Source organism: Novosphingobium olei (assembly GCF_012927405.1).
Lineage (GTDB): Bacteria > Pseudomonadota > Alphaproteobacteria > Sphingomonadales > Sphingomonadaceae > Novosphingobium > Novosphingobium olei.
In genome coordinates this window covers 755,753-776,819 of the sequence record NZ_JABBGM010000001.1, presented here as the reverse complement: position 1 = coordinate 776,819, position 21,067 = coordinate 755,753, and the positions used below count along the sequence as shown (strand labels likewise).

General features: G+C 67.2%; 19 protein-coding genes and 1 tRNA gene. 6 read left to right on the top strand and 14 right to left on the bottom strand.

Annotation, left to right across the window (positions count from 1 at the left end):
* Positions 1-21: 21 nt before the first annotated feature.
* From ccmC to wrbA, 8 genes are all read right to left on the bottom strand, one after another.
* A complete protein-coding gene (gene ccmC / locus HHL27_RS03705; protein WP_169491985.1) occupies positions 22-750 on the bottom strand; it encodes a heme ABC transporter permease CcmC in 729 nt (242 codons plus the stop codon).
* Between the two features lie 191 nt (positions 751-941).
* Positions 942-1,018 (bottom strand) — tRNA-His (locus HHL27_RS03700).
* 117 nt (positions 1,019-1,135) lie between these two features.
* Positions 1,136-2,140: a type II secretion system minor pseudopilin GspK gene (gene gspK / locus HHL27_RS03695; RefSeq protein WP_169491984.1), complete on the bottom strand. Its 1,005-nt coding sequence runs from the start codon at positions 2,138-2,140 to the stop codon at positions 1,136-1,138.
* Positions 2,137-2,730: a type II secretion system minor pseudopilin GspJ gene (gene gspJ, locus HHL27_RS03690; protein WP_169491983.1), complete on the bottom strand. Its 594-nt coding sequence runs from the start codon at positions 2,728-2,730 to the stop codon at positions 2,137-2,139. The genes gspK and gspJ overlap by 4 nt, the downstream gene beginning before the upstream one ends.
* Complete coding sequence (gspI, locus tag HHL27_RS03685; RefSeq protein WP_169491982.1) at positions 2,727-3,107, bottom strand: type II secretion system minor pseudopilin GspI; 381 nt, start codon at positions 3,105-3,107, stop codon at positions 2,727-2,729. The genes gspJ and gspI overlap by 4 nt, the downstream gene beginning before the upstream one ends.
* Positions 3,094-3,573 carry a GspH/FimT family pseudopilin gene (locus HHL27_RS03680; protein WP_169491981.1) on the bottom strand — a complete coding sequence of 160 codons (480 nt, stop codon included), beginning with the start codon at positions 3,571-3,573 and terminating at the stop codon, positions 3,094-3,096. Before HHL27_RS03680 ends, gspI begins: the two co-directional genes overlap by 14 nt.
* Before the next feature lie 92 nt (positions 3,574-3,665).
* Positions 3,666-3,890, bottom strand: coding sequence for a 50S ribosomal protein L31 (gene rpmE / locus HHL27_RS03675; RefSeq protein ID WP_169491980.1), 225 nt, complete (start codon positions 3,888-3,890; stop codon positions 3,666-3,668).
* Positions 3,891-4,013: 123 nt separating this feature from the next.
* Positions 4,014-4,613, bottom strand: a complete 600-nt coding sequence (gene wrbA / locus HHL27_RS03670) for an NAD(P)H:quinone oxidoreductase (protein WP_169491979.1) — start codon at positions 4,611-4,613, stop codon at positions 4,014-4,016.
* 304 nt (positions 4,614-4,917) lie between these two features.
* Between wrbA and purC the strand changes: the two genes are divergently transcribed.
* The 4 genes from purC (at position 4,918) to HHL27_RS03650 (ending at position 13,090) form a co-directional block, all read left to right on the top strand.
* The gene (purC, locus tag HHL27_RS03665) at positions 4,918-5,703 is read left to right on the top strand and encodes a phosphoribosylaminoimidazolesuccinocarboxamide synthase (RefSeq protein ID WP_169491978.1); all 786 of its coding nucleotides are present in this window, start codon (positions 4,918-4,920) and stop codon (positions 5,701-5,703) included.
* Between the two features lie 176 nt (positions 5,704-5,879).
* Positions 5,880-8,645 carry a PAS domain S-box protein gene (locus HHL27_RS03660; protein ID WP_169491977.1) on the top strand — a complete coding sequence of 922 codons (2,766 nt, stop codon included), beginning with the start codon at positions 5,880-5,882 and terminating at the stop codon, positions 8,643-8,645.
* Positions 8,642-10,174: a chemotaxis protein CheW gene (locus tag HHL27_RS03655; RefSeq protein ID WP_169491976.1), complete on the top strand. Its 1,533-nt coding sequence runs from the start codon at positions 8,642-8,644 to the stop codon at positions 10,172-10,174. The genes HHL27_RS03660 and HHL27_RS03655 overlap by 4 nt, the downstream gene beginning before the upstream one ends.
* Positions 10,175-10,231: 57 nt before the next feature.
* Positions 10,232-13,090 carry a M16 family metallopeptidase gene (locus HHL27_RS03650; RefSeq protein ID WP_169491975.1) on the top strand — a complete coding sequence of 953 codons (2,859 nt, stop codon included), beginning with the start codon at positions 10,232-10,234 and terminating at the stop codon, positions 13,088-13,090.
* On the opposite strand, the gene HHL27_RS03645 is transcribed toward HHL27_RS03650, so the two are convergent.
* The 4 genes from HHL27_RS03645 to HHL27_RS03630 are packed head-to-tail and all read right to left on the bottom strand — an operon-like array spanning position 13,087 to position 16,808.
* On the bottom strand, positions 13,087-14,235 hold the full coding sequence (locus HHL27_RS03645) for an ABC transporter permease (protein ID WP_169491974.1): 1,149 nt from the start codon (positions 14,233-14,235) through the stop codon (positions 13,087-13,089). The two genes, HHL27_RS03650 and HHL27_RS03645, sit on opposite strands and share 4 nt — an antisense overlap.
* A gap of 7 nt (positions 14,236-14,242) precedes the next feature.
* Positions 14,243-15,208: an ABC transporter ATP-binding protein gene (locus HHL27_RS03640; protein ID WP_169491973.1), complete on the bottom strand. Its 966-nt coding sequence runs from the start codon at positions 15,206-15,208 to the stop codon at positions 14,243-14,245.
* Positions 15,205-16,176, bottom strand: coding sequence for an HlyD family secretion protein (locus HHL27_RS03635; protein WP_169491972.1), 972 nt, complete (start codon positions 16,174-16,176; stop codon positions 15,205-15,207). Before HHL27_RS03635 ends, HHL27_RS03640 begins: the two co-directional genes overlap by 4 nt.
* Positions 16,173-16,808, bottom strand: a complete 636-nt coding sequence (locus tag HHL27_RS03630; RefSeq protein ID WP_169491971.1) for a TetR/AcrR family transcriptional regulator — start codon at positions 16,806-16,808, stop codon at positions 16,173-16,175. Before HHL27_RS03630 ends, HHL27_RS03635 begins: the two co-directional genes overlap by 4 nt.
* A gap of 173 nt (positions 16,809-16,981) precedes the next feature.
* On the opposite strand from HHL27_RS03630, the gene ettA reads away from it, so the two are divergent.
* A complete protein-coding gene (gene ettA, locus HHL27_RS03625) occupies positions 16,982-18,655 on the top strand; it encodes an energy-dependent translational throttle protein EttA (protein WP_169491970.1) in 1,674 nt (557 codons plus the stop codon).
* A gap of 61 nt (positions 18,656-18,716) precedes the next feature.
* Here the strand turns inward: ettA and HHL27_RS03620 are convergent, their stop codons facing one another.
* Positions 18,717-19,304 carry a PNPOx family protein gene (locus HHL27_RS03620; protein ID WP_169491969.1) on the bottom strand — a complete coding sequence of 196 codons (588 nt, stop codon included), beginning with the start codon at positions 19,302-19,304 and terminating at the stop codon, positions 18,717-18,719.
* A 142-nt stretch (positions 19,305-19,446) separates the two neighbouring features.
* On the opposite strand from HHL27_RS03620, the gene HHL27_RS03615 reads away from it, so the two are divergent.
* Positions 19,447-20,382, top strand: coding sequence for an RcnB family protein (locus HHL27_RS03615; RefSeq protein WP_169491968.1), 936 nt, complete (start codon positions 19,447-19,449; stop codon positions 20,380-20,382).
* Positions 20,383-20,501: 119 nt separating this feature from the next.
* Here the strand turns inward: HHL27_RS03615 and HHL27_RS03610 are convergent, their stop codons facing one another.
* A complete protein-coding gene (locus HHL27_RS03610; protein WP_169491967.1) occupies positions 20,502-20,864 on the bottom strand; it encodes a winged helix DNA-binding protein in 363 nt (120 codons plus the stop codon).
* Between the last annotated feature and the right edge of the window lie 203 nt (positions 20,865-21,067).

Sequence of the window (21,067 nt, the reverse complement as noted above, 5' to 3'; positions counted from 1 at the left end):
TTCCCCGCTTGCGCCCCGCCTTCATGCCATCGCCTTGCGGCGCAAGCGCGCCTCGGCCTGAATGTCGGCAAGCAAGGTGCGCATCCTCATCAGCACCACGCCGCCGAACACGAGCGAGAAGCCCACGGCGCCGATCAGCAGCGGCCACAGGAACGTGCCGTCGATGGCAGACTTGCCCATCGTGATCGAAGGCGGCTGGTGCAGGCTGTTCCACCACACCACCGAGCGGTTGATGATCGGAATGTTGATCGCGCCAACCAGGCCGAAGATCGCGGTCACGCGGCTGGCACCGCCGCCCGCGGCGGCATCGCGCTGCGCAGCGCCGGCGAGCGCGATATAGCCGAAATAGAGGAACAGCAGCACCAGGAAGCTGGTCAGCCGGCCGTCCCACACCCACCAGGTGCCCCACGTCGGACGCGCCCAGATCGATCCGGTGGCAAGGCAGATCGCAGTGAACACCGCCCCCGGCACGGCGGCCGCCCGCGCGGCAATGCCGGACAGCGGATGGCGCCAGACGAGTTCGACGATGCTGGAGATGGCGATGGTCGACCATCCGGCCATGCCAAGCCAGGCGGAGGGTACGTGGATGAACAGGATGCGCACGGTATCGCCCATCAGCCGATCGGGCGGCACGACGAAGAAGCCCCAGGCAAGCGCACCCAGCGCAAGGATCAGACCCGGCACCAGCAGAAGCGGCGTCAGCCAGCGCGCAAGGCGAAGGAAGCGGGCAGGATTGGCAAAACCGTGCATGGACCGGCGATACTGGCCTTGGGGGACTGGTCGAATCCGACGAAGCCGATGCGACCCCCGACGCCGGCTCGGGTCCGCCATTGCCACCAACCCCGCCCGGCGGCAAGGGTCTTGGAAGGGCAAGACCGCGCAAGAACATGCTGCCGGAGCGTGTCAGCTCCGCCGCGCAAAACCTTGATCAAGGGGAAGAATGGGGCGATCGAAGGGGTTCGAACCCTCGACCTCCGGTACCACAAACCGGCGCTCTAACCAACTGAGCTACGATCGCCACAAGCCACGTGGAGCGTTATCAACAACGCTCCGTGCGGGCGAGCCCCTTTGCAGAACGCAGGTGAAATGAAAAGCGAAAACTTGCAGGCCGCCAACGATTGGCAGACCGCGCCGGTCAACGCCCGGTTTCGTCGCCCCAGCTGCGGAAGGCGATCCGTGCCGGAGTGACGCCGGTATCGACCAGCGCCTGCTCTTCCAGCGTGGTTGACGCCACGCGCACAGTCTGGGTCAGCAGGAACCAGCGGCTGCGCACGGTCAGCTGTCCAACCGGCACAGCGCTAACGCCAGCGCCGCCCACGCCCAGCATGCGCATCGCATCCGCGCTCGATCCCCAGCCAAGCCTTGGCCTTGCGCCGATAACCGCCCGCGCGCGGTCCGGCCTGATCGCCTGGGGCGCAAGCATCACCAGCAAGGGCGCCTGATCGAGCCGCAGCGTATTGAGCTGGATGGGCGAGAGATCGGGCGCCGGCAAGGCGCACAGCCACGGCCGCAGGCGCTGGTACAGCTGGCCGGTCATGCCACGCACCGCGCGCAGTTCGGTGACATCGACGATCAACCGGTTGGCGGTGCGGTGAGGCACCGGCAGGGCGCGATAGGTTTCGTCCTCCGCCCCATTGGTCAGCGGCACCGAATCGCTGTCGATCCAGTCGGCCATGGCGTCGGACAGCCGCGCGCCCTCGTTGGCCTCTATGCCCACCTGCGCCATCAGGGCACGCAGTTGCGTCAGCGCGGCGACACGCAGCGTGAGCCGGCCATCGATGCCCTGTTCGACCAGCGAATTGACGTTGAAGCAGTTGCCGGCATCGTCGATCCGCACCGTCACCGTCGCCCCGGCGAGCGGAACAGGCAGATCGCGCGACAGCAGTCCAGCCGGGTCGACCGTTCGGTCTCCGTTTGCCGAAACAAGCGCCTGCAACCGCGCCAGCGCCGCGCTTTCGGCGCTCATTGCAATCAGGCGAGCCCGCGTCATGCCCTGTGCATTGCCGGCCAGCCGCGTCGCGAGGTTGAGCCGGTCCAGCATCACGGCTGCCAGCACCGCCATCACTGCAACCAGCAGCAGCACAGAAAGCAGCGCCGCCCCGCGTTCGTTGTCGCGCTCCGCCGGCAGGGGGGCCGTCACTGGTAATTCACCCCGACGAGCGAGACCACGCGGAGCGGTTCGCCGCCCGGCTGCGGCAGCAGCAGTTCGACCGCCACCGGCAGTTCGGCCACGCGCTGCGGCTCCCAGGAATCGCGCCACACGCCATCGGCCGTGCGAAAGCGCAGGGTTGGCGGAGCAGCCAGAGGCAGCATGGCGCTTTCGGGATCGGGCGCGGCGCCATCGGGGAACGGGTAGCCGCTGCGCACCAGCGCCTTGCCGTTCCAGCGCCATTCGACTTTCTGCAGGCTGGGCCGCGCGGCGCCATCGACATTGCTCCAGCCGCTGCGGACAAATCGCAGTAGCACCGCACCGCCCACCTCGAAGGCGGGATGATCGTTGCCCGCCTCGTCTCGCGCCGGACGTGGCGCGGCCTGGGCGAGATCGGCGTTCCAGACCGACAGGAAGCGGCGCTCTGCGGCCATCGCCTCGGTCTTGCGCCGTGCGCCGAGTTCGGCTTCGACGCTGAAGCGCAACAGCACCAGCGCGCCCCCCGCGATCAACGCGAAGACGGCAAGCGCAACCAGCATCTCGATCAGGGTGAAGCCCGCGTCGGATTTGCGCGCCGTCACGCGGCCGGCACCCTAGCAAACCGCAGCGTGGTCGCCTGGCTCTGCCGGCCCGGAGTCACTTCGCGGACCGACAGTGAGATCGCCAGCACGCCGAGCGCGGAATCGCGCGCCACGCTCCGCTGCCACTGGAACTGGCGCCCGGCATTGCGGATCGTGCCGCTGGCCGCGCCTTCGCCTGGCGGCAACGGATCGGTCAGGATCTCGTTGGCCATGTTCTGCGCCACCACTTCGCGCAGCAGCCGCTGGTCGAGATCGGCGGTCTGGCGCAGGCTTGCCCCTTCAAGCCGGATCAGCGCCAGCGCGGCCACGGCGAACACCGCGAGCGCGACGAGCAGCTCGAGCAGGGTGAAACCGCGGTCGGCCTCAGGACGCGGCATCGGCCCTCACCGCGCCGTCGCGCGCGATGGTGACGCTGCGCGCCGCCTTCCCCCGGGCGATGTGCAGGCGAAGCTCGCTGCTGGCAAGGCCGACCGTGTCGAACACGATGCGCGCGCGGCCTCCGGTCTGCCCGCCCGCCACCGCAACGGCGACGGTCGTGCCGTCGCTCCAGTTCGAAAGCGACAGCCCCTGCCCCTCGGCCGGGGACCAGGCGCCCGCACGTCGCACTTCAAAGTAATAGCCTGCCTCGCTCACCACCACGGCAACCGGCGCACCGCCGGCAATGGCTTCGTCCCGCGCGGCCGAAACGCGCGCGGCGAAGCGTTCGCTCTCGCGCCGCAGCCGGTCGGCATCGCCCGGCAGCATCAGCACCACCACGCTGGCGAGCAGGGCCATCACGAACAGCACGACCATCATCTCGACAAGCGAGAAGCCGTTCGGTCTCGTTGGGCGGGTGTCAGCCATGGCAAGGGTGCTTACGCGTCCGCCGCGCAAACGAAAAGGGCGGCCCCGCAAGGCCGCCCTTCTGCTTTGTCTCGAAGCCTTGAAAGCGCCGATCAGCGCTTGAGGCTGAGGCCACCGAAGCGCTTGTTGAACTGGGCAACGCGGCCGCCCTGGTCCAGCTGACGCGTGCCGCCAGTCCACGCCGGGTGCGAGGTGGGATCGATTTCGAGCGCCAGCGTGTCGCCTTCCTTGCCCCAGGTGGAGCGGGTTTCGAACACGGTGCCGTCGGTCATCTGCACCTTGATGGTGTGGTAGTCGGGGTGAATGTTGGCCTTCATGATGCGCGCTCCGGTCGAGGACCGGTTCCGACCGGCCCCAATAATGGAAAGGCGCGCCCCTAACGGCAAAGGGGCGGTTTGTCGAGTCCCGCCCCTCCCCGTTTTGTCGGCGCTTTGCGATATTTAGCCGAACAGCTTCGCGGCTGTCTTCGCCACACGCTCGCCAAGGTAGCGGGCGCCGGCCAGCTCCACATCGCTCGGCTGGCGGCTGCCGTCGCCGTTGGCGATGGTGGTCGCGCCGTAGGGCGCGCTGCCATGAACGGCCGAATTGTCGAGCTGGCCCTGGAAGCCGTAGTCGAGCCCGACAATCGTCATGCCGAAGTGCAGCAGGTTGGTCAGGATCGAGAACAGCGTCGTCTCCTGCCCGCCGTGCTGGCTGGCAGTGCTGGTGAACGCCGCGCCGACCTTGCCGTTCAGCGCGCCGCGCGCCCACAGGCCGCCCGCCTGGTCAAGGAACGCAGCCATCTGGCTGCTGATGCGGCCAAAGCGCGTACCGGTGCCGACGATGATCGCGTCGTAGTTCTCGAGCTCGGCCACCGTGGCGACCGGCGCTGCCTGGTCGAGCTTGAAGTGCGCCGCCTGCGCGACTTCCAGCGGCGCGGTTTCGGGAACGCGCTTCACGTCGACTTCGGCGCCGCCGGCGCGCGCGCCTTCGGCAATTGCGTTGGCCATCGTCTCGATGTGGCCATAGCTCGAATAGTACAGGACGAGGACCTTGGTCATGGCGGTGATTCCTTACGTTGGCGCCGGTGGGGAGAGGGGTCCGGCGGAAAACCGATGCCGATATGGCCCGTTCCCGCATTTCCGATAAGCCGGATAAACTGGCACGTTTCATTCGATCTTGTCGAACGTTCGCCCACGCCGCGCCCGCAATTGCGCTTTTGCCGCTTTTCCCCTAAGGGCCTCGCTTCCACGCCCCGGCTCCCCCCGATGCGGTCGCCTGTCGCGACGGCTCGCCTTGCCGGGGCTTTTGATTTCCCGCGCGCGGTCTACGATGCGCGCAGGTCCTTGAGGGAAAGAATCGCCCATGTCGCGTCGCCGCCAGATCTACGAAGGCAAGGCCAAGATCCTTTACGAAGGTCCCGAGCCCGGCACCCTGATCCAGTACTTCAAGGACGATGCGACCGCCTTCAACGCGCAGAAGCGCGGCACGATCAACGGCAAGGGCGTGATCAACAACCGCATCAGCGAGTACGTGTTCACGCGCCTCGCCCACATCGGCATCCCCACGCACTTCATCCGCCGCCTCAACATGCGCGAACAGCTCGTCCGCCAGGTCGAGATCATCCCGCTCGAAGTGGTGGTGCGCAACGTCGCCGCGGGCTCGATCTCCAAGCGCCTCGGCATCGAGGAAGGCGAACCGCTGCCGCACACCCTGATCGAATACTACTACAAGGACGATGCGCTGGGCGATCCGATGGTCGCCGAAGAGCACATCGCCTGCTTCGGCTGGGCCAACAACGAAGAGATGCAGGACATGTCTTCGATGGCGATCCGCGTGAACGACTTCCTGTCGGGCATGTTCGCCGCGATCGGCATCCGCCTCGTCGACTTCAAGCTGGAATTCGGCCGCATCTGGGACGGCGACTACGCCCGCGTTATCCTGGCGGACGAGATCAGCCCTGATGGCTGCCGCCTGTGGGACATGGTCACCGGCGAAAAGCTCGACAAGGACCGCTTCCGCCGCGACCTCGGCGGTGAAGAAGAGGCCTACCAGGAAGTCGCCCGCCGCCTCGGCCTGCTCGAGAACGACGGCGGTCCTTCCGAAGTGCTCGACCTTGGCGCGCACCGCAAGCTGCGCACCAAGAAGTAAACGAACCGCATCGCAGCCGATCCGAAGGGGGCCCGCAAGGCCCCCTTCCTGTTTTGGAGAGCCAGACCAACCCGAACGCTGGTTACGCGATCCGTAACTTACCGGAGGGCTCTCCTACCGAAGTCGTATCCCTCGGCCAACTAGGCAACGTTTGCCATATTGCTCCGGGGAACACCGTGACTGCCAACCAGAACCCGCCGCTCGACCTGACCGCGCAAGGCGCGGCGCTGCTTGCCGACAACCTGCTCGTGCTCGCCTTCGACGCCGCCAGCGGCGAGCTGGTCGATGCCAACGATAGGGCGCGCAGCCTGCTGGCAGACGGCGCCGACGTCACCTTCGCGCAGGTCTTCCCCGAACACGATCTCGCCCAGGTCCTCGACGAAGCAATCGACATTGCCGGCCAGTTGCCGCTTGCGGCCGGCGGGCACGCGGCGATCAGCGGCGCCTGCACGCGCACGTCGGGCCGGAAGGCGCAAGTGCTGTTCCTTGGCGCGCGCGGGTTCGAGGCGCCCATCGCACCATCGCTGATGGTCCACCGCTTCGAGGCGATCAACCACGCGCTGGCGATCTGCCAGTATGCGCCGGACGGGTCCATCGTCGGCGGGAACGAACTGTTCTTCCACCTTGTCGGGCGCAGCGCCGACGATCTCGTCGGCCTGCCGCTCGGCGCGCTTGAGGCGGAGCTTGCAGCCGGCGATGCACCGGAAACCTTCTGGGACAAGCTAAGCGACGGCCAGTCGCACCGCTGCATTCGCCGCCACAAGACCAGCGACGGGCACGATGTCTGGCTGCGTGAAGTGTTCGTGCCGACGCGTGACCGGTCTGGCCACGTCGTTTCGGTGCTGAGCTACGCCTTCGATGTCACCGGCGAACAGACCGTCCGGATCGAGAACAAGAGCAAGCTCGATGCGATCGACCGCGCCTTTGCACTGATCGAGTTCGACCTGTCGGGCCGGGTGCTCGATGCCAATGCCAACTTCCTGTCCCTGATGGGCTATACGCTCGACGAGATCGTCGGCCAGCACCACCGCATCTTCTGCGACAAGGAATATGCCGGCAGCGCCGCACACCGCCAGTTTTGGCAGAAGCTCGGCAAGGGCGATTTCGACCAGGGCGAATACAAGCGGCTGCGCAAGGACGGCAAGGACGTCTGGATCCAGGCGAGCTACAATCCGGTGTTCGGGCTCGATGGCGAACCCGTGAAGATCGTGAAGGTGGCGATGGACGTCACCGAACAGCGCGTCGCCGCCGCCGAAGCGGCCGGCAAGGTTGCCGCGATCGATCGCGCGCAGGCGGTGATCGAATTCGCACTCGATGGCACCGTGCTCACCGCCAATGCCAATTTCCTGTCGGTGATGGGCTACGACCTCGATCAGGTCGTCGGGCGCAATCACAAGATCTTCTGCGAGGACGCCTACATCGCCTCGCCCGATTATGCCGAGCTGTGGTCCCGCCTGCGGGCTGGCGAATACGTTGCCGGCGTATTCAAGCGCAAGGCGGCGAACGGCCGCGAAGTGTGGATCCGCGCCACCTACAACCCGATCTTCGATCTGGAAGGGCGCCCCGCCAAGATCGTGAAGTTCGCGCTCGATATCAGCGACACGCAGCGCCGCAACCTGGAATTCGAAGGCAAGGTCAAGGCGATCGGCCGCGCACAGGGCGTGGTGGAATTCGCGCTCGACGGCACCGTACTCGATGCGAACGAAAACTTCCTCGCGCTCACCGGCTACAAGCTAGACGAAGTGGTCGGACGGCATCACCGCATGTTCTGCGCGCCAGAGCTCGCAGCTTCGGCCGAATATGCCGCATTCTGGGAAAAGCTTGCCCGCGGCGATTATGATGCCGGCGAATACCGCCGTCGCACCAAGGAAGGGCGCGATATCTGGATCCAGGCGACCTACAACCCGATCTTCGATCTCGATGGGAAACCGGTCAAGGTGGTCAAGTTCGCCACCGACGTGACCGAGCAAAAGACCAAGTCGGTCGAATTCCAGGCGCGGGTCGATGCGGTCAGCCGCGCGCAGGCGGTGATCGAATTCGATCTCGATGGCAATGTGCTTTCCGCCAACGACAACTTCCTGCGCCTGATGGGCTATTCGCTGCGCGAGGTGACGGGCCAGAATCACGCGATGTTCTGCTCGCCCGACTACATCCGCAGCCTGGAATACCGCGATTTCTGGCTGCGGCTGAACAAGGGCGAATTCCATTCGGGCCGCTTCCACCGCGTCGGCAAGTACGATCGTGACGTCTATATCCAGGCGACCTACAACCCGTTGTTCGACGTTGCCGGAAATCCCGTGCGCATCGTCAAGTATGCTACCGACATCACCGATCAGGTGCTGCTGGAAAAGGACATCGGCCACCGCGCCTGCGAGATGACCGGGCTGATCGACCGGCTCGCCACCTCGATCCAGGCGATCAATGGCGCCACCGAACAGGCCGAAACGCTGGCATTGCAGACCCGGGCCAACGCCGAAACCGGGCGCCAAGCGCTCAACGGTGCGATCGAATCGATCGAACTGATCCAGAAGTCGGCCTCGGGCATTGCCGAGATCGTCTCGATCATCGGCGAAATTGCGGGTCAGACCAACCTTCTGGCCTTCAATGCCGAAATCGAGGCCGCGCGCGCCGGCGAACATGGCGTGGGCTTCTCGGTGGTCGCAGGCGAAGTGCGCAAGCTGGCCGAGCGCAGTTCGACCGCGGCGCGCGACATCAGCCGGCTCATCGACGAATCGATCGCCCGGATCAGCGAAGGCACTGGCCGCTCGCTCGATGCCAGCCGCGCCTTCGTCGGCATCTTCGAATCCGCCGAAAAGACCGGTGCGGCGATCGAGGCAATCAGCGAATCCGCACAGGCGCAGGATGTCGTCACCAGCGATGCCGTCCAGTTGATCCGCCAGCTGGGCGACGTTGCCCGGCAGGAGGGAGCCACCAGGCAGTGATCGGGCGGGACACCCCGGGGCGCAGCGTCGCCTACGCGCTCGGTCAGCGCGCGGCTGCTTCCGTACCCGCGCCCCCGCCACCACCCATGCAGGCAGATGCGCCTGCCGAGCCATTGCCCGCCGGCGGCCCGACGCTTCCCGAGCTTGGCGGGCTGCACGGCATCTTCCGGGTCGGCAGTTCGCTGCTGGCGCTGCACATTGAAGCGATCCGCGAAGTCACGCCGCGCCCGGCCACGCTTGCCAGCTTCCCCTCGCGCCGGGACGACGTGATCGGCGCGCTGCACCTGCGCGGCTCGGTGATTCCGATCATGGACCTTGCCCGCCCCCTGGGCCTCGGCGCCAGCGACGGTACCATCATCCTCGTGCTGCGCACCGGCGGCGGCGTGATCGGGGTCCTCATCGATGAAATCTGCGGCGTCATCGCGCTCGAAGCGCGGGCGCTTTCGCCCTTGCGCGATGCCGGCGCGGCAGAATCCGGTCTCGTCAGCGCGGGCTTTGTCAACAACGGCACACCAGGCGCCGTGCTCGATCCACAAGCCGTCGCCCGCCTGCCCGGGCTGACCGTCACCACCGACATCCCCGTCGATCGTTCGCACAATGCCGAGGCGGGCGAGCCGATGCTGCTGTTCGATTGCGGCGATGTTCCGCTGGGACTTCCGGCAAGCGCCGTCGATGCGACGGTTCCCCGTTGCCGCCTCGGTGCTCCGGCAGCGGACAGCCCGCTGTGGATCGGCGTGCTCGACCACAACGGACGGCGCATTCCGGTGGTCGATACGCTGCGCCTGCTCGGGCTCGGGAGCTCTGGCCGCCTGACCGAAAGCGCCAGCGTGGTGCTGCGCATGCCGGACAACCGCCTGATCGCGCTCGCGATCGACGAAGTGCGCGACATGCGCCGGGTGCGTGCGCAGGAAGTGCTGGAACTGCAACGGTTCCGCCTTGGGGAACCGGGCATGCTGTGCGGGCTCTACCGTGCCGAGCGCGATCACCTGCTGCTCGATCCCCAGGCGTGCTGCAACGACGAACGGCTGGTCGCCCTGTCGCGGATCGAGGAGGAGGCCGCGCTGGCCAGCGCCGGCGGCGAGGGCGGCAGCCTCGGCCGGACCGAGCCATTCCTCATCGCCCAGCTTGGCGGCGCGATCTGCGCCATCCCGCTGTCGCAAGTAGAGGAGATCATCCCTACGCCCGCCGCGCGGATCAATCTCGATGGCATGCAGTTCGCCCGTGCCCTGATCGCGCACCGCGGGCGCGGCGTGCCGCTGGTCGATCTGCCCGCCCGGCTCGGCATGGCCGTGGCTGGCGAGGTACGGCCCTTCGCCATCCTGGCCGAAGACGGTGGCGATCATGTCGGTTTTCTGATCGACGGGCTCGTCGCGGTCGAACGCGTCGCGCTCCAGCGGCTCGCCGCGCGGGGTGACAACGCCCGCGTGCCCGCCGCGACCGTGCGCCTGCCCGATGGCAGGACGTGCGAAGTCATCGACCTCGCCGCAATCATCGCCGCCGAACGCGACGCGAGCATCCAGGCCGCCTGAAGGCGCGCGCGGAACGATTTGCACCGAAGCGGCCGCCGGGGCACAACGCTTGGCGACATGCCTTTCGTTGCCCCGCTCCGCCTGCGCCGCGCGCTGTTTCTCGCTCCCCTCCTCCTTGCCGGCTGCGCTCCGCACCCCGCCACACTGCCGCCCGCGCCCCGGCCCGACTGGGCCTTCCAGCAGAGCGATCTCGCGCCTGATCCGGCCTTCCGCTTCGGCAAGCTCGACGACGGCATGCGCTTCGTCATCCGCCGCAACGCCACCCCGCCGGGCACCGCCGTGGTGCGGATGAACGTCGATACCGGCTCGCTGGACGAGCGCGACAGCGAGCGCGGCTTTGCCCATTTCGTCGAGCATATGGCCTTCAACGGCAGCACCCACGTGCCCGAGGGCGAGATGGTCAGGCTGCTCGAACGCAATGGCCTTGCCTTCGGGGCGGACACCAACGCGCAGACCTCGTTCGAACAGACGCTCTACATGCTCGATCTGCCGCGCAACGATCCCAGTCTGCTCGATACCGCGCTGATGCTCATGCGCGAAACCGCCAGCGAGCTGCGCTTCGATCCCGCCGCCGTTGCGCGCGAACGCGGCGTGGTGTTGTCGGAACTGCGCGATGGGCAGGGCTATCCGCTCAATAACCTGAAGGACCAGCTGGCGTTTCTCTATCCCGCGGCCACCTATCCCCACCGCCTGCCGATCGGCACGGTGGAGACGCTGAACGCGGCGACGGCCGATAGCCTCAAGGCCTTCTGGGCGCGCGAATACGTACCCGCCAACGTCACGCTGGTAGTTGTCGGAGACTTCGACCCTGCCGCCGTCGAAGCCGCGATCCGCGCCCGTTTCGCCGACTGGCAGGCCAACGCCGCCCCGCCCCGCCCCGATCAAGGCAAGGTCCTGCCCAAACAGAAGGGCGTTACCGACATCTGGATCGATCCGCCGCTGTCGGAGCGCGTCACCGCAGCGCGCCACGGCCCGTGGCTCGATGAAAAGGACACGGCGGCCAACCGCCGGCTCAATCTGCTGCGCCAGATCGGCTACGGCGTGATCAACCGCCGCCTGCTGCGTCTCTCGCGCCAGGTCGCGCCCCCGTTCCGAGGCGCCGGATTCGGCACCAGCGATGTGTTCAAGATCGGCCGCACCACCAACCTGATCGTCGATACCGAGGACGGCGGCTGGGCCAAGGGCCTCACCACGGCCGCGCAAGTGCTCGATGAAGCACTGCGCCACGGCTTCACCGATGCCGAGATTGCCGAACAGGTCGCCGGCATACGCACGGGAATCGAAAATGCCGCCGCCTCGGCCGATACGCGCAGCAACGGCGCGCTGGTCGCCGCCGCGCTTGCGCTGGTGCGCGATGATCAGGTGCCGACCACGCCGCAAAGCGGGCTCGAACGCTTCAACGCCTTCGCGCCCTCGATTACCCCCTCCGCCGTGCTCGCCGCACTCAAGACCGAAGCGGTGCCCCTACGCGATCCGCTGCTGCGCTTTCAAGGCCGCAAGAGCCCGCAAGGCGGAGCCAAGGCCCTGCGCGAGGCATGGAACCACGCCTTTCGCGGCGGCGAACAGGACAGCGCCACGCTCGCCGCCACCAGCTTCGGCTATGGCGATGTCGGCCCGGCAGGCGCGGTCGTAGCCGATAGCGTCGATCCCGCCTTCGGCATCCGCCGCATCCGCTTTGCCAACGGCGTGCGCCTCAACCTCAAGCGCACCACGCTGGAAACCGACCGCATCCAGCTGCGCCTTTCGCTCGATGGCGGCGAACTGCTCGAAACGCGGCAGGACCCGACCGCGGTCGAACTGACGTCGGTGCTGGCGAACGGCGGCCTTGGCAAGCACAGCCAGGACGATCTGCAGACCCTGCTCGCCGGGCGCTCGGTGTTCAACGGCATTGCCGCCAGCGGCGACAGCTTCGTGGCCGGCGGCACCACCACGCGGCGCGATCTGGCGCTCGAACTGCAGCTGCTCGCCGCCACGATCACCGATCCCGGCTACCGCCCCGAAGCTGAAGTGCTGTTCCGGCAGAACATGACCAACTTCTTCGCCCGCCGCGACGCCACCCCCGGCATGGCGCTGTCGAGCGAACTGGGCGCGATCCTGGGCGACAACGACCCGCGCTTCACCGTCCAGCCGCAGGAGGCCTACCAGGCGCTGACCTTCGCCGGGCTGAAGCAGCGCATCGGGGACCGGCTGGCCAAGGGCGCCATCGAGATCGCGCTCGTGGGCGATTTCGACGAAGCGCAGGCGATCGACCTCGTCGCGCGCACGTTCGGCGCGCTGCCCCCGCGCGAAGCCGATTTCCTGCCCCACGCAGAGGCGCGCGAGCGCAGCTTCACGGCGAAGCGCGATCTCGCCGTGATCAGGCACAAGGGCGCGGCGAACCAGGCCGTCGTCCGCCTCGTCTGGCCCACCACCGACGACAGCGACCCTGGCGAAACGCTGCGGCTTTCCCTGCTGCAGGAAGTCGCCGGGATCGAAGTGATCGACACGGTGCGCGAACGGCTGGGCAAGGCCTACTCGCCCGGCGCCAGCTCGGCGATGTCACGCGTCTACAAGGGCTGGGGCACTTTCACCCTCACCGCCTCGGTCGATGTGGCCGAAGTCGCCGCCACCCGCGCCGCCTTTGCGGAAACGGTGCAAGGGCTGCTCTCCGCGCCGATCGATGCCGACATCCTGCAACGCGCCCGCGCGCCGATGCTCGAAAGGATCGACAACGCGCTGAAAAGCAACGGCGGCTGGATGACGCTGGCCGAGCGCGCGCAGTCCCAGCCCGACCGGCTAGAACGGTTCGCCAAGGCGCGAGAGCGGCTGTCCGCGATCACGGCTGCCGAACTGCAGGCCACCGCGCGCAAGTGGCTGGCGGCAAGACCGGTCACCGTGCTCGTCCTGCCCGAAGGCGTGGCCGCCCCTACCAGCTAGGCGACGGTGTCCTGGTATCGGCGCACTGCGATCGTGCCGAGCACCAGCAACATCGCCGCCAGCACGCCCAGTTCCAGCGCGGCATCGGCCAGCGTCCAGCCTTTCAGCATGATCCCGCGCACCAGCCGGATGAAGTGCGTTGTCGGCAGCACTTCTGCCACCCACTGCGCCCACAGCGGCATGCCGCGAAACGGGAAAGCGAAACCCGACAGCAGGATCGAGGGCAGCATGTAGAAGAAGCTCATCTGCATCGCCTGCAGCTGGCTCCTCGCCAGCGTCGAAAGCGTGAAGCCCAGCGCAAGGCTGGTTACCATGAACAGCAGCGTCGCAAACAGGGTCAGCGCGATCGAGCCCATGAACGGCACGCGAAACACGAACTGCGCCGCCAGCAGGATCACGCCCATCTGCACCACGCCGATGAACAGGTAGGGCACGATCTTGCCCACCATCACTTCGAACGGGCGCAACGGCGTTGCCAGCAGGTTCTCCATGGTCCCCTGCTCCACCTCGCGCGTCACCGACAAGGCGGTCAGCATGACCATCGTCATCGACAGCACCACCGCCAGCAGCCCCGGCACGGTGTTGTGGCTGGTGATCCCTTCCGGGTTATAGCTGCGGTGGACCACCACTTCGACCGGCGAAGCCCCTTGCGCGCGCAACGCCAGTGGTCCGATCAGGTCATGGCTCAGCGCGCCGGCCACGGCCTGTTCGACCGAGGAGAGCGCATTGCCCGTGGCCGCCGGGTCGGTCGCGTCGGCCGTCACCAGCAGTTGCGGGCGCGCGCCACGCACCAGGTCGCGTCCGAAATCGACCGGCACGGTCACCACGAACTGCACCTCGCCCCGCGCCAGCAGCCGCTCCCCCTCGCCCGGCGCGTCGATCACCCGCGTCACGCGGAAGTAGCTGGTGTTGCGCAAGGCGGCGACGACCGAGCGCGCGAAGGGCGAAACGTCGTTCACTTCCACCGCCATCGGCAGCGCGCGCGGATCGTTGTTGATGGCAAAGCCGAAGATCATCAGCTGGATCAACGGCATCGCCAGCATCATGCCAACGGTACCGCGATCGCGCGTCATCTGGCGGATCTCCTTGAAGATCATCGCCAGGATGCGCTGGCTGGTGGCCTGCCAGCTGCTGCCGGCGATCATGCTGCGCTCATGGTGAAACCACCACCGAATTGTCCTGCGCCCCGCGCATCAGGTGGATGAACACGTCCTCCAGGCTTGGCTGCACTTCGCGCCAGTCGATGCGGTCCGCCCACGGCGCCACTGCCGCGCGCAGGTCCGCCGCGTCGGGGCCGCAGACGTGGATCGCGGTGCCAAACGGGGCCGCCATCGCCACGCCCGGCCTGCCCTCGATCTCCGCCGCGAGCCGGTCCGCCCCGCGACCGTCGTCCAGTCGCCCCTCGCCCTGCAGCGCATGGAGGCGCGAGCCCGCGATCACCTCGTCGATCGTGCCGCGCGCCAGCATCCTGCCATAGGCGATGTAGGCGATTTCGTGGCAGCGCTCGGCCTCGTCCATGTAGTGGGTCGAAACCAGCACGGTCATGCCCTGCGCTGCCAGAGCATGGATCTGGTCCCAGAACTCGCGCCGCGCCTGCGGATCGACCCCGGCGGTCGGCTCGTCGAGCAGCAGGATTTCGGGTTCGTGCAGCACGCAGGCGGCCAGCGCCAACCGCTGTTTCCAGCCGCCCGAAAGGCTGCCGGCCAGCTGCTGCCCGCGCGTTGCCAGCCCAAGCCGCTCCAGCGCTTCGGCCACGCGTTCGCGCCGCCGGTCCAGCCCGTGAACGCGCGCGAAGAATTCCAGGTTCTCGGCAATGGTCAGGTCGGCGAACAGGCCGAACTTCTGCGTCATGTAGCCGACGCGCGCCTTGATCGCCGCGCGTTCGCGCAGCATGTCGAAGCCCAGCACACGGCCTTCGCCGCCATCGGGGATCAGCAGCCCGCAGATCATCCGCAGCGTGGTCGTCTTGCCCGAACCGTTGGGGCCCAGGAAGCCGCAGATCCTGCCCCGACCGACCGAAAGGTCGACCGCATCGACCACCGTTCGCCCACCGAACCGCTTGGTCAGGCCGTGGACCGCGATGACCGGCGCGCCATCGTCCACGCCGCCTGCACTCATTGCGGGGAAACTGCCACCGGCAGCCCCGGCGGCAGCGGCTGGTTGGTGGGCAGTGCCGCCTCGACCATGAACACCAGCTTCGAACGCGCCCGTTCGCTGTAGATCACCGGCGGCGTGAATTCCGCGCGCGGCGCGATGTAGCGGATCGTTGCCGTGCGCGCGGGGCCGCAGCCGTCGCACGTGAAGTGCACCTGCGCGCCGGGGCGCAACGCGGCGATGCGCTCCTGCGGCACGAAAAAGCGCAGCTTGCGCCGGTCCGCGGGCAACAGCGCCACCACCGGCTGGTTCGCCGGCACCCATTCGCCCGGATTGAAGAAGGTCTGCTCGATCGTGCCGCTCGCTTGCGCGGTGGGCGCGATCTCGTCGCGCCGCCGCTGCTGGGCGGACAGCGCCGCTTCGGCCCCGGCCACGCCCGCGGCGGCGGCGGCCTGCTGCTGCGCGCGGCCGGCGGTCAGCTTGCCGCTGCGCTCTTCGGCCTCTGCCTGGCGCAGACTCGCCGCCGCCACATCGCGCGCCGCCCGCGCGGCATCGAGCTGCGTGCGGCTGGCAAAGCCCTTGGCGGCCAGCGCATCGAACCGGCGATAGTCCGCCTCGGCCCGCGCCAGCTGCGCCTGCGCCGAAGCCTGCGCCGCGCGCGACACGTCGAGTTCGGGCGCGCGCTGCCGTGCTTGCGCCAGATCGGCCCGCTGCGCCTGCGCATTGGCCAGCTCGGCGCGCGCCTGCGCCGTGGCGGCATCGGTCGTGCGCGGATCGAGCGCGAACAGCGGCTGCCCCGCCCGCACCGTGCCCCCGCGCTGCACCGGCAGCGTCGCCAGCGTGCCTGAAACCGGCGCGGCGACATACAGCGCCTCGCCTTCGACATAGCCGAGCCACGCGTCCGGCTCGTCGCGCGGGGCCAGCGCAAGGGCCGCCGCGCCTGCCAGCGCCAGCACGCCCAACACGATGACCGGGCGCGGCGGCGCTTTCACTTGGCCTTGCCTGGCGCGGGCTTGCCGGGGCGGGCAACGAGCCCGTCGATCACCATGTCGGCATGAAGCGCGGCCATCGCGTCCACGTCGATCGGCGGCGCACCCGCCGGCTCGAACACGTTCTTCCACAGCGCGGTCATGATCACCCCGCCCGCCACGCTGCGCGCGGCCAGCGCCGGATCGCTGCAGGCGAATTCGCCGCGCGTTACGCCGTGGCGGATGATCCGCTCCACCACGTCGAGCACGCGGCTCATCCCCTCGTCGTGGTACGTCTTCACCAGGTCGGGAAACTGCCGCCCCTCGCCCACGATCAGGCGGGGCAGAAAGGAAAGGTCCGGCCGTGTCAGCCGCACGAACGCCGCGCGCAGGAACCCGCGCAGGGCATAGGGCGCGGGCACGTTGCCCAGGTTCTCGGGTAGCCCCACCGGCAGCACTTCGCTCACCAGCGCGTGGACCAGCCCACGGAACACCGCCTCCTTGCTGTCGAACATCAGGTATAGCGCCGGCCGGCTGATGCCGACCTTGGCGGCCACGTCCTCCAGCCGGGTGCCGGCAAACCCTCGCTCGGCAAAGGCTTCGCGTGCGGCTTCGAGGATGCGGGAACGGCGATCGGCGGGTGTTACGCGGGGCATGAGCCGCTTATTACTGACAGGCGCGTCAGATAAAAGGGGGCTCTCATACCTGCCACGCCCCGCCTCGTAGCCCAGCCTTGTGGCCCCACCTCATCGCCGGCCCGCTTGCAGCGTCGCCCCCCGCCCTGTAGAGCGCGCGTCAAACCACCAAGCCATCCCCCGAAGGACCAAACATGGCCGCGCAATACGCCTACGTCATGAAGAGCATGACGAAGACCTTCCCCGGCGCGCAGAAGCCGGTGCTCAAGGACATCAACCTCCAGTTCTACCAGGGTGCCAAGATCGGCATCGTGGGCCCCAACGGCGCGGGCAAGTCCACGCTGATCAAGATCATGGCCGGGGTCGACAAGGACTTCACCGGCGAAGCCTGGCCGGGCGAGAACATCACCGTCGGCTATCTGGAGCAGGAGCCCCAGCTCGATCCGACCAAGACCGTGCTCGAAAACGTCAAGGACGGCGCGCGCGAAGTGGCCGACATGGTCGAACGCTTCAACGCGATCGGCATGGAAATGGCCGAGGAAGACGCCGACTTCGACGCGCTGGGCGCCGAGATGGCCGAACTGCAGGACAAGATCGACGCGGTCGATGGCTGGACGCTCGACAACCAGCTCGAAATCGCGATGGAAGCGCTGCGCTGCCCGCCGGGCGACTGGAGCGTGGAAAGCCTGTCCGGCGGTGAAAAGCGCCGCATCGCGCTGACCCGCCTGCTGATCCAGAAGCCTTCGATCCTGCTGCTGGACGAACCGACCAACCACCTCGACGCCGAAAGCGTGCAGTGGCTGGAAAACCACCTCAAGGAATACGCGGGCGCGGTGCTGATGATCACCCACGACCGCTACTTCCTCGACAACGTGGTCGGCTGGATCCTCGAACTCGATCGCGGCTCGTACTACCCCTACGAAGGCAACTACTCGACCTATCTCGAGAAGAAGGCCAAGCGTCTGGAACAGGAAAGCCGCGAGGAAAGCGGCAAGCAAAAGGCGCTGCAGCGCGAACTCGAATGGATCCGCCAGACCCCGGCGGCGCGCCAGACCAAGAGCAAGGCCCGCGTGCGCAAGTTCGAGGAACTGCAGAACGCGCAGGACAACCGCCCCGTCACCAAGGCGCAGATCGTCATCCAGGTGCCCGAACGCCTCGGCGGCAAGGTCATCGAGGTGAAGAACATCACCAAGGCCTATGGCGACAAGCTGCTGTTCGAGAACCTCTCGTTCACCCTTCCGCCCGGCGGCATCGTCGGCGTGATCGGGCCGAACGGCGCGGGCAAGTCCACGCTGTTCAAGATCCTCACCGGCAAGGAAACGCCCGACAGCGGCACGGTGGAGATCGGCTCGACCGTTCACCTCGGCTATGTCGACCAGAGCCGCGACCACCTCGATCCCAAGAAGAACGTGTGGGAGGAAATCTCCGACGGGCTCGACTACATGGTCGTCAACAAGCAGGACATGAGCACGCGCGCCTATGTCGGCGCGTTCAACTTCAAGGGCGCCGACCAGCAGAAGAACGTCGGCAAGCTTTCGGGCGGTGAACGCAACCGCGTCCACATGGCCAAGATGCTCAAGCAGGGCGGCAACGTGCTCCTGCTCGACGAACCGACCAACGACCTCGACGTCGAAACGCTCTCCGCGCTCGAAGACGCGATCGAGAACTTCGCCGGTTGCGCCGTGGTCATCAGCCACGACCGCTTCTTCCTCGATCGTCTCGCCACCCACATCCTCGCGTTCGAAGGCAACAGCCACGTCGAATGGTTCGAAGGCAACTTCGAAGCATACGAGGAAGACAAGCGCCGCCGCCTGGGCGATGCCGCCGACCGCCCGACCGCGCTGGCCTATAAGAAGCTGACTCGCTGAGCGACGCGCTCAAGCCTGTCTGAAGAACCCCGTCGGACACCCTCCGGCGGGGTTCTTCGCATCAGGGGGATACCCAGCCACCCTGCCATGGCGCGTCGAGCCCCGCCCGCCGCAGCACCGCGCGGGTGCCACCGCGCGAATCGAGCTGCAGCCAGTCAATCTCCAGCACGCTCACCAGCAGCACGGCGAAGTTGGTCCGCCCCGCCTCGCTCTCCTCCAGCGTCGGCCTGCGCTGCCCCAGCGCCTGCGGCAACGTGGCACCCGGCGCCGCCACCGGCACGCCCGGCGCGTGCTCTGCAAGGTAGCAGCGCCGCCCCATCGTCGAAGTCGCGGCCCAGGCGGCATCGGCCATCGGCCCCGCCCTTTCGATCCGCGCCACGCCCTTCATCCGCAACTGCACCCGCTCGTCGGGATCATAGGCAAGGACCGTCGCCGCTGCGCCGCGCGCGAAAAGCGCCGCCTTGGGCGAACGCGCATCGGTGTGGAAACGCAAGGTGGCCAATCCGTCGTCCACCCCGCGCAGCACCATGATCCGCGCATCTCCTGTTGGATCTACCACCACCGGCGCGTGCATCGCATGGCGACGCGTGGCGACGGCGGCCTGCAGCCTCCGCTTTACGTCGCCCAGGATTTCTTCGGTCACCAGCATGGATCTATTCACTTTGACATAGAGAAACCTGAACGGGAAGCATCAACGAGGTTCAGGACCGTGACAGCGCCTCAAGCGTAGTACCACCGTACACAACGCCGCGAATGGATCGCGGCGCCGCGAAAGAACCGGAGAGATGGCCATGCGTGCCAAGTCCTTCCTCAAGACCGGTATCGGCGTCTCCATCGCCGTTGCCACCCTCGCCTCGGCACTGCCGGCGCAGGCCCAGGAGCGCGAGCGCGGCGACCGTCGCGAGCGTGCCGAAATGCAGGGCCGCGGGCCGGAGCGCGCTGCGCCCCAGCAGCAGCAGCAACCCCAGTTCCGTCCGCAGCCGCAGCCGCAGCCGCAACCGCAGCCGCGCAACTTCTCGGGCGGCGAACCCAACCGGCCCCAGCCCGCATGGCGCGGCCAGCCGGGGGGCGATCGCCCGCAGCAGCAGGCGCAGGGCAACCTGCCCCAGCGTGGCTGGGACGGTCAGCGCTGGAACGGCGATGGTTCGCGCCAGGGCACCCCGCGTGAAAACTGGAACAATGGCGGCAATCGCCCGGGCTATGTCGACAACCGCAACGCCGATTGGCGCCGCGACAATGATCGCCGCGACAACGACCGTCGCGATGGCGACTGGCGGCGCGACAACGATCGCCGCGATGGCGACCGCTGGCGGAACAACGAAAGCTGGCGCCGTGATGCGGACCGTCGTTGGGACAACGACAACCGCTGGGGTCGGGACCGCGATCGCGATCAGCGCTGGAGCGGGGGCGATTACCGTCGCTGGAACAACGATTGGCGTCGTGACAACCGCTACAACTGGTCGGCCTGGCGCAACCAGAACCGCAACGTCTTCCGCGGCGGTTCCTATTACGCGCCCTATCGCGGCTACAGCTACAGCCGTCTGAGCATCGGCATCACGCTGGGATCGCCGTTCTACTCGGACCGCTACTGGATCAGCGATCCGTGGGCTTATCGCCTGCCGCCGGCCTATGGCCCGTATCGCTGGGTGCGCTACTATGACGACGTTCTGCTCGTAGACACCTATACTGGTCGTGTTGTTGACGTGATCTACGACTTCTTCTGGTAATATTGCCAGACCAGGCAAAGGAAAGGCCCCGCCGAACGCTCGGCGGGGCCTTTTTGCATCTCAGCCGCGATTGATGAACCGGCACCGCAAATCTGCCCGCCGCTCGTGCTGCGGAACGATCAGCGCAGCGAACCGACGCTCTTGAGCACACGCTGCATCAATTCGAATCCTTCGTGGGTAAGCCTGACGTAGCGTCGCCGCGCGTCGCCACGATCGGTCGCGCGATAGACCAGGCCTTCGCGTTCCAGCCGCGCGATCCAGCGCAGGATGGTGGTGGAAGGAACCCCCGCCTCGATGCAGACGCTGGAAACCTGCAGTTCCTCGTTGCGATGGCGGGCAAGATACAAATCGAGCAGTATGTCCCAGCCGGGTTCACCGAACAGGCCCTTAATCGGATTGGCTGCATCACGACGGCGGCGAAGCTCGTAGAGTGCCTTGGCCAGTCGATAGCTTTCGGCATCGATTTCGACTTTGGCGTCCAAAAAATCCGACCTTCCCAGCGGGCGCATAAATTGCGCGATGTTGGACTTCCGTCGCTTCGCAATGACCTTTCCGGCTTAGACCGAAACCTTTTTTCTTGTGCGACCCGACCGTTACGTAATTACCGAAGGAACACTCTCCCAAGTGGAATACATGCGCTTCGATTAACGAGAGCGTAATCATATTATTCGAATGAAGTTTCAAT

Excerpts from the sequence above, each read along its gene's own strand:
- rpmE (WP_169491980.1), bottom strand. The coding sequence starts at position 3,890 with ATGAAGGCCAACATTCACCCCGACTACCACACCATCAAGGTGCAGATG.
- ettA (WP_169491970.1), top strand. The coding sequence starts at position 16,982 with ATGGCCGCGCAATACGCCTACGTCATGAAGAGCATGACGAAGACCTTC.
- gspI (WP_169491982.1), bottom strand. The coding sequence starts at position 3,107 with ATGCCGCGTCCTGAGGCCGACCGCGGTTTCACCCTGCTCGAGCTGCTC.
- HHL27_RS03615 (WP_169491968.1), top strand. The coding sequence starts at position 19,447 with ATGCGTGCCAAGTCCTTCCTCAAGACCGGTATCGGCGTCTCCATCGCC.
- HHL27_RS03680 (WP_169491981.1), bottom strand. The coding sequence starts at position 3,573 with ATGGCTGACACCCGCCCAACGAGACCGAACGGCTTCTCGCTTGTCGAG.
- ccmC (WP_169491985.1), bottom strand. The coding sequence starts at position 750 with ATGCACGGTTTTGCCAATCCTGCCCGCTTCCTTCGCCTTGCGCGCTGG.
- HHL27_RS03630 (WP_169491971.1), bottom strand. The coding sequence starts at position 16,808 with ATGCCCCGCGTAACACCCGCCGATCGCCGTTCCCGCATCCTCGAAGCC.
- HHL27_RS03620 (WP_169491969.1), bottom strand. The coding sequence starts at position 19,304 with ATGCTGGTGACCGAAGAAATCCTGGGCGACGTAAAGCGGAGGCTGCAG.
- HHL27_RS03650 (WP_169491975.1), top strand. The coding sequence starts at position 10,232 with ATGCCTTTCGTTGCCCCGCTCCGCCTGCGCCGCGCGCTGTTTCTCGCT.
- purC (WP_169491978.1), top strand. The coding sequence starts at position 4,918 with ATGTCGCGTCGCCGCCAGATCTACGAAGGCAAGGCCAAGATCCTTTAC.
- wrbA (WP_169491979.1), bottom strand. The coding sequence starts at position 4,613 with ATGACCAAGGTCCTCGTCCTGTACTATTCGAGCTATGGCCACATCGAG.
- HHL27_RS03640 (WP_169491973.1), bottom strand. The coding sequence starts at position 15,208 with ATGAGTGCAGGCGGCGTGGACGATGGCGCGCCGGTCATCGCGGTCCAC.
- HHL27_RS03645 (WP_169491974.1), bottom strand. The coding sequence starts at position 14,235 with ATGATCGCCGGCAGCAGCTGGCAGGCCACCAGCCAGCGCATCCTGGCG.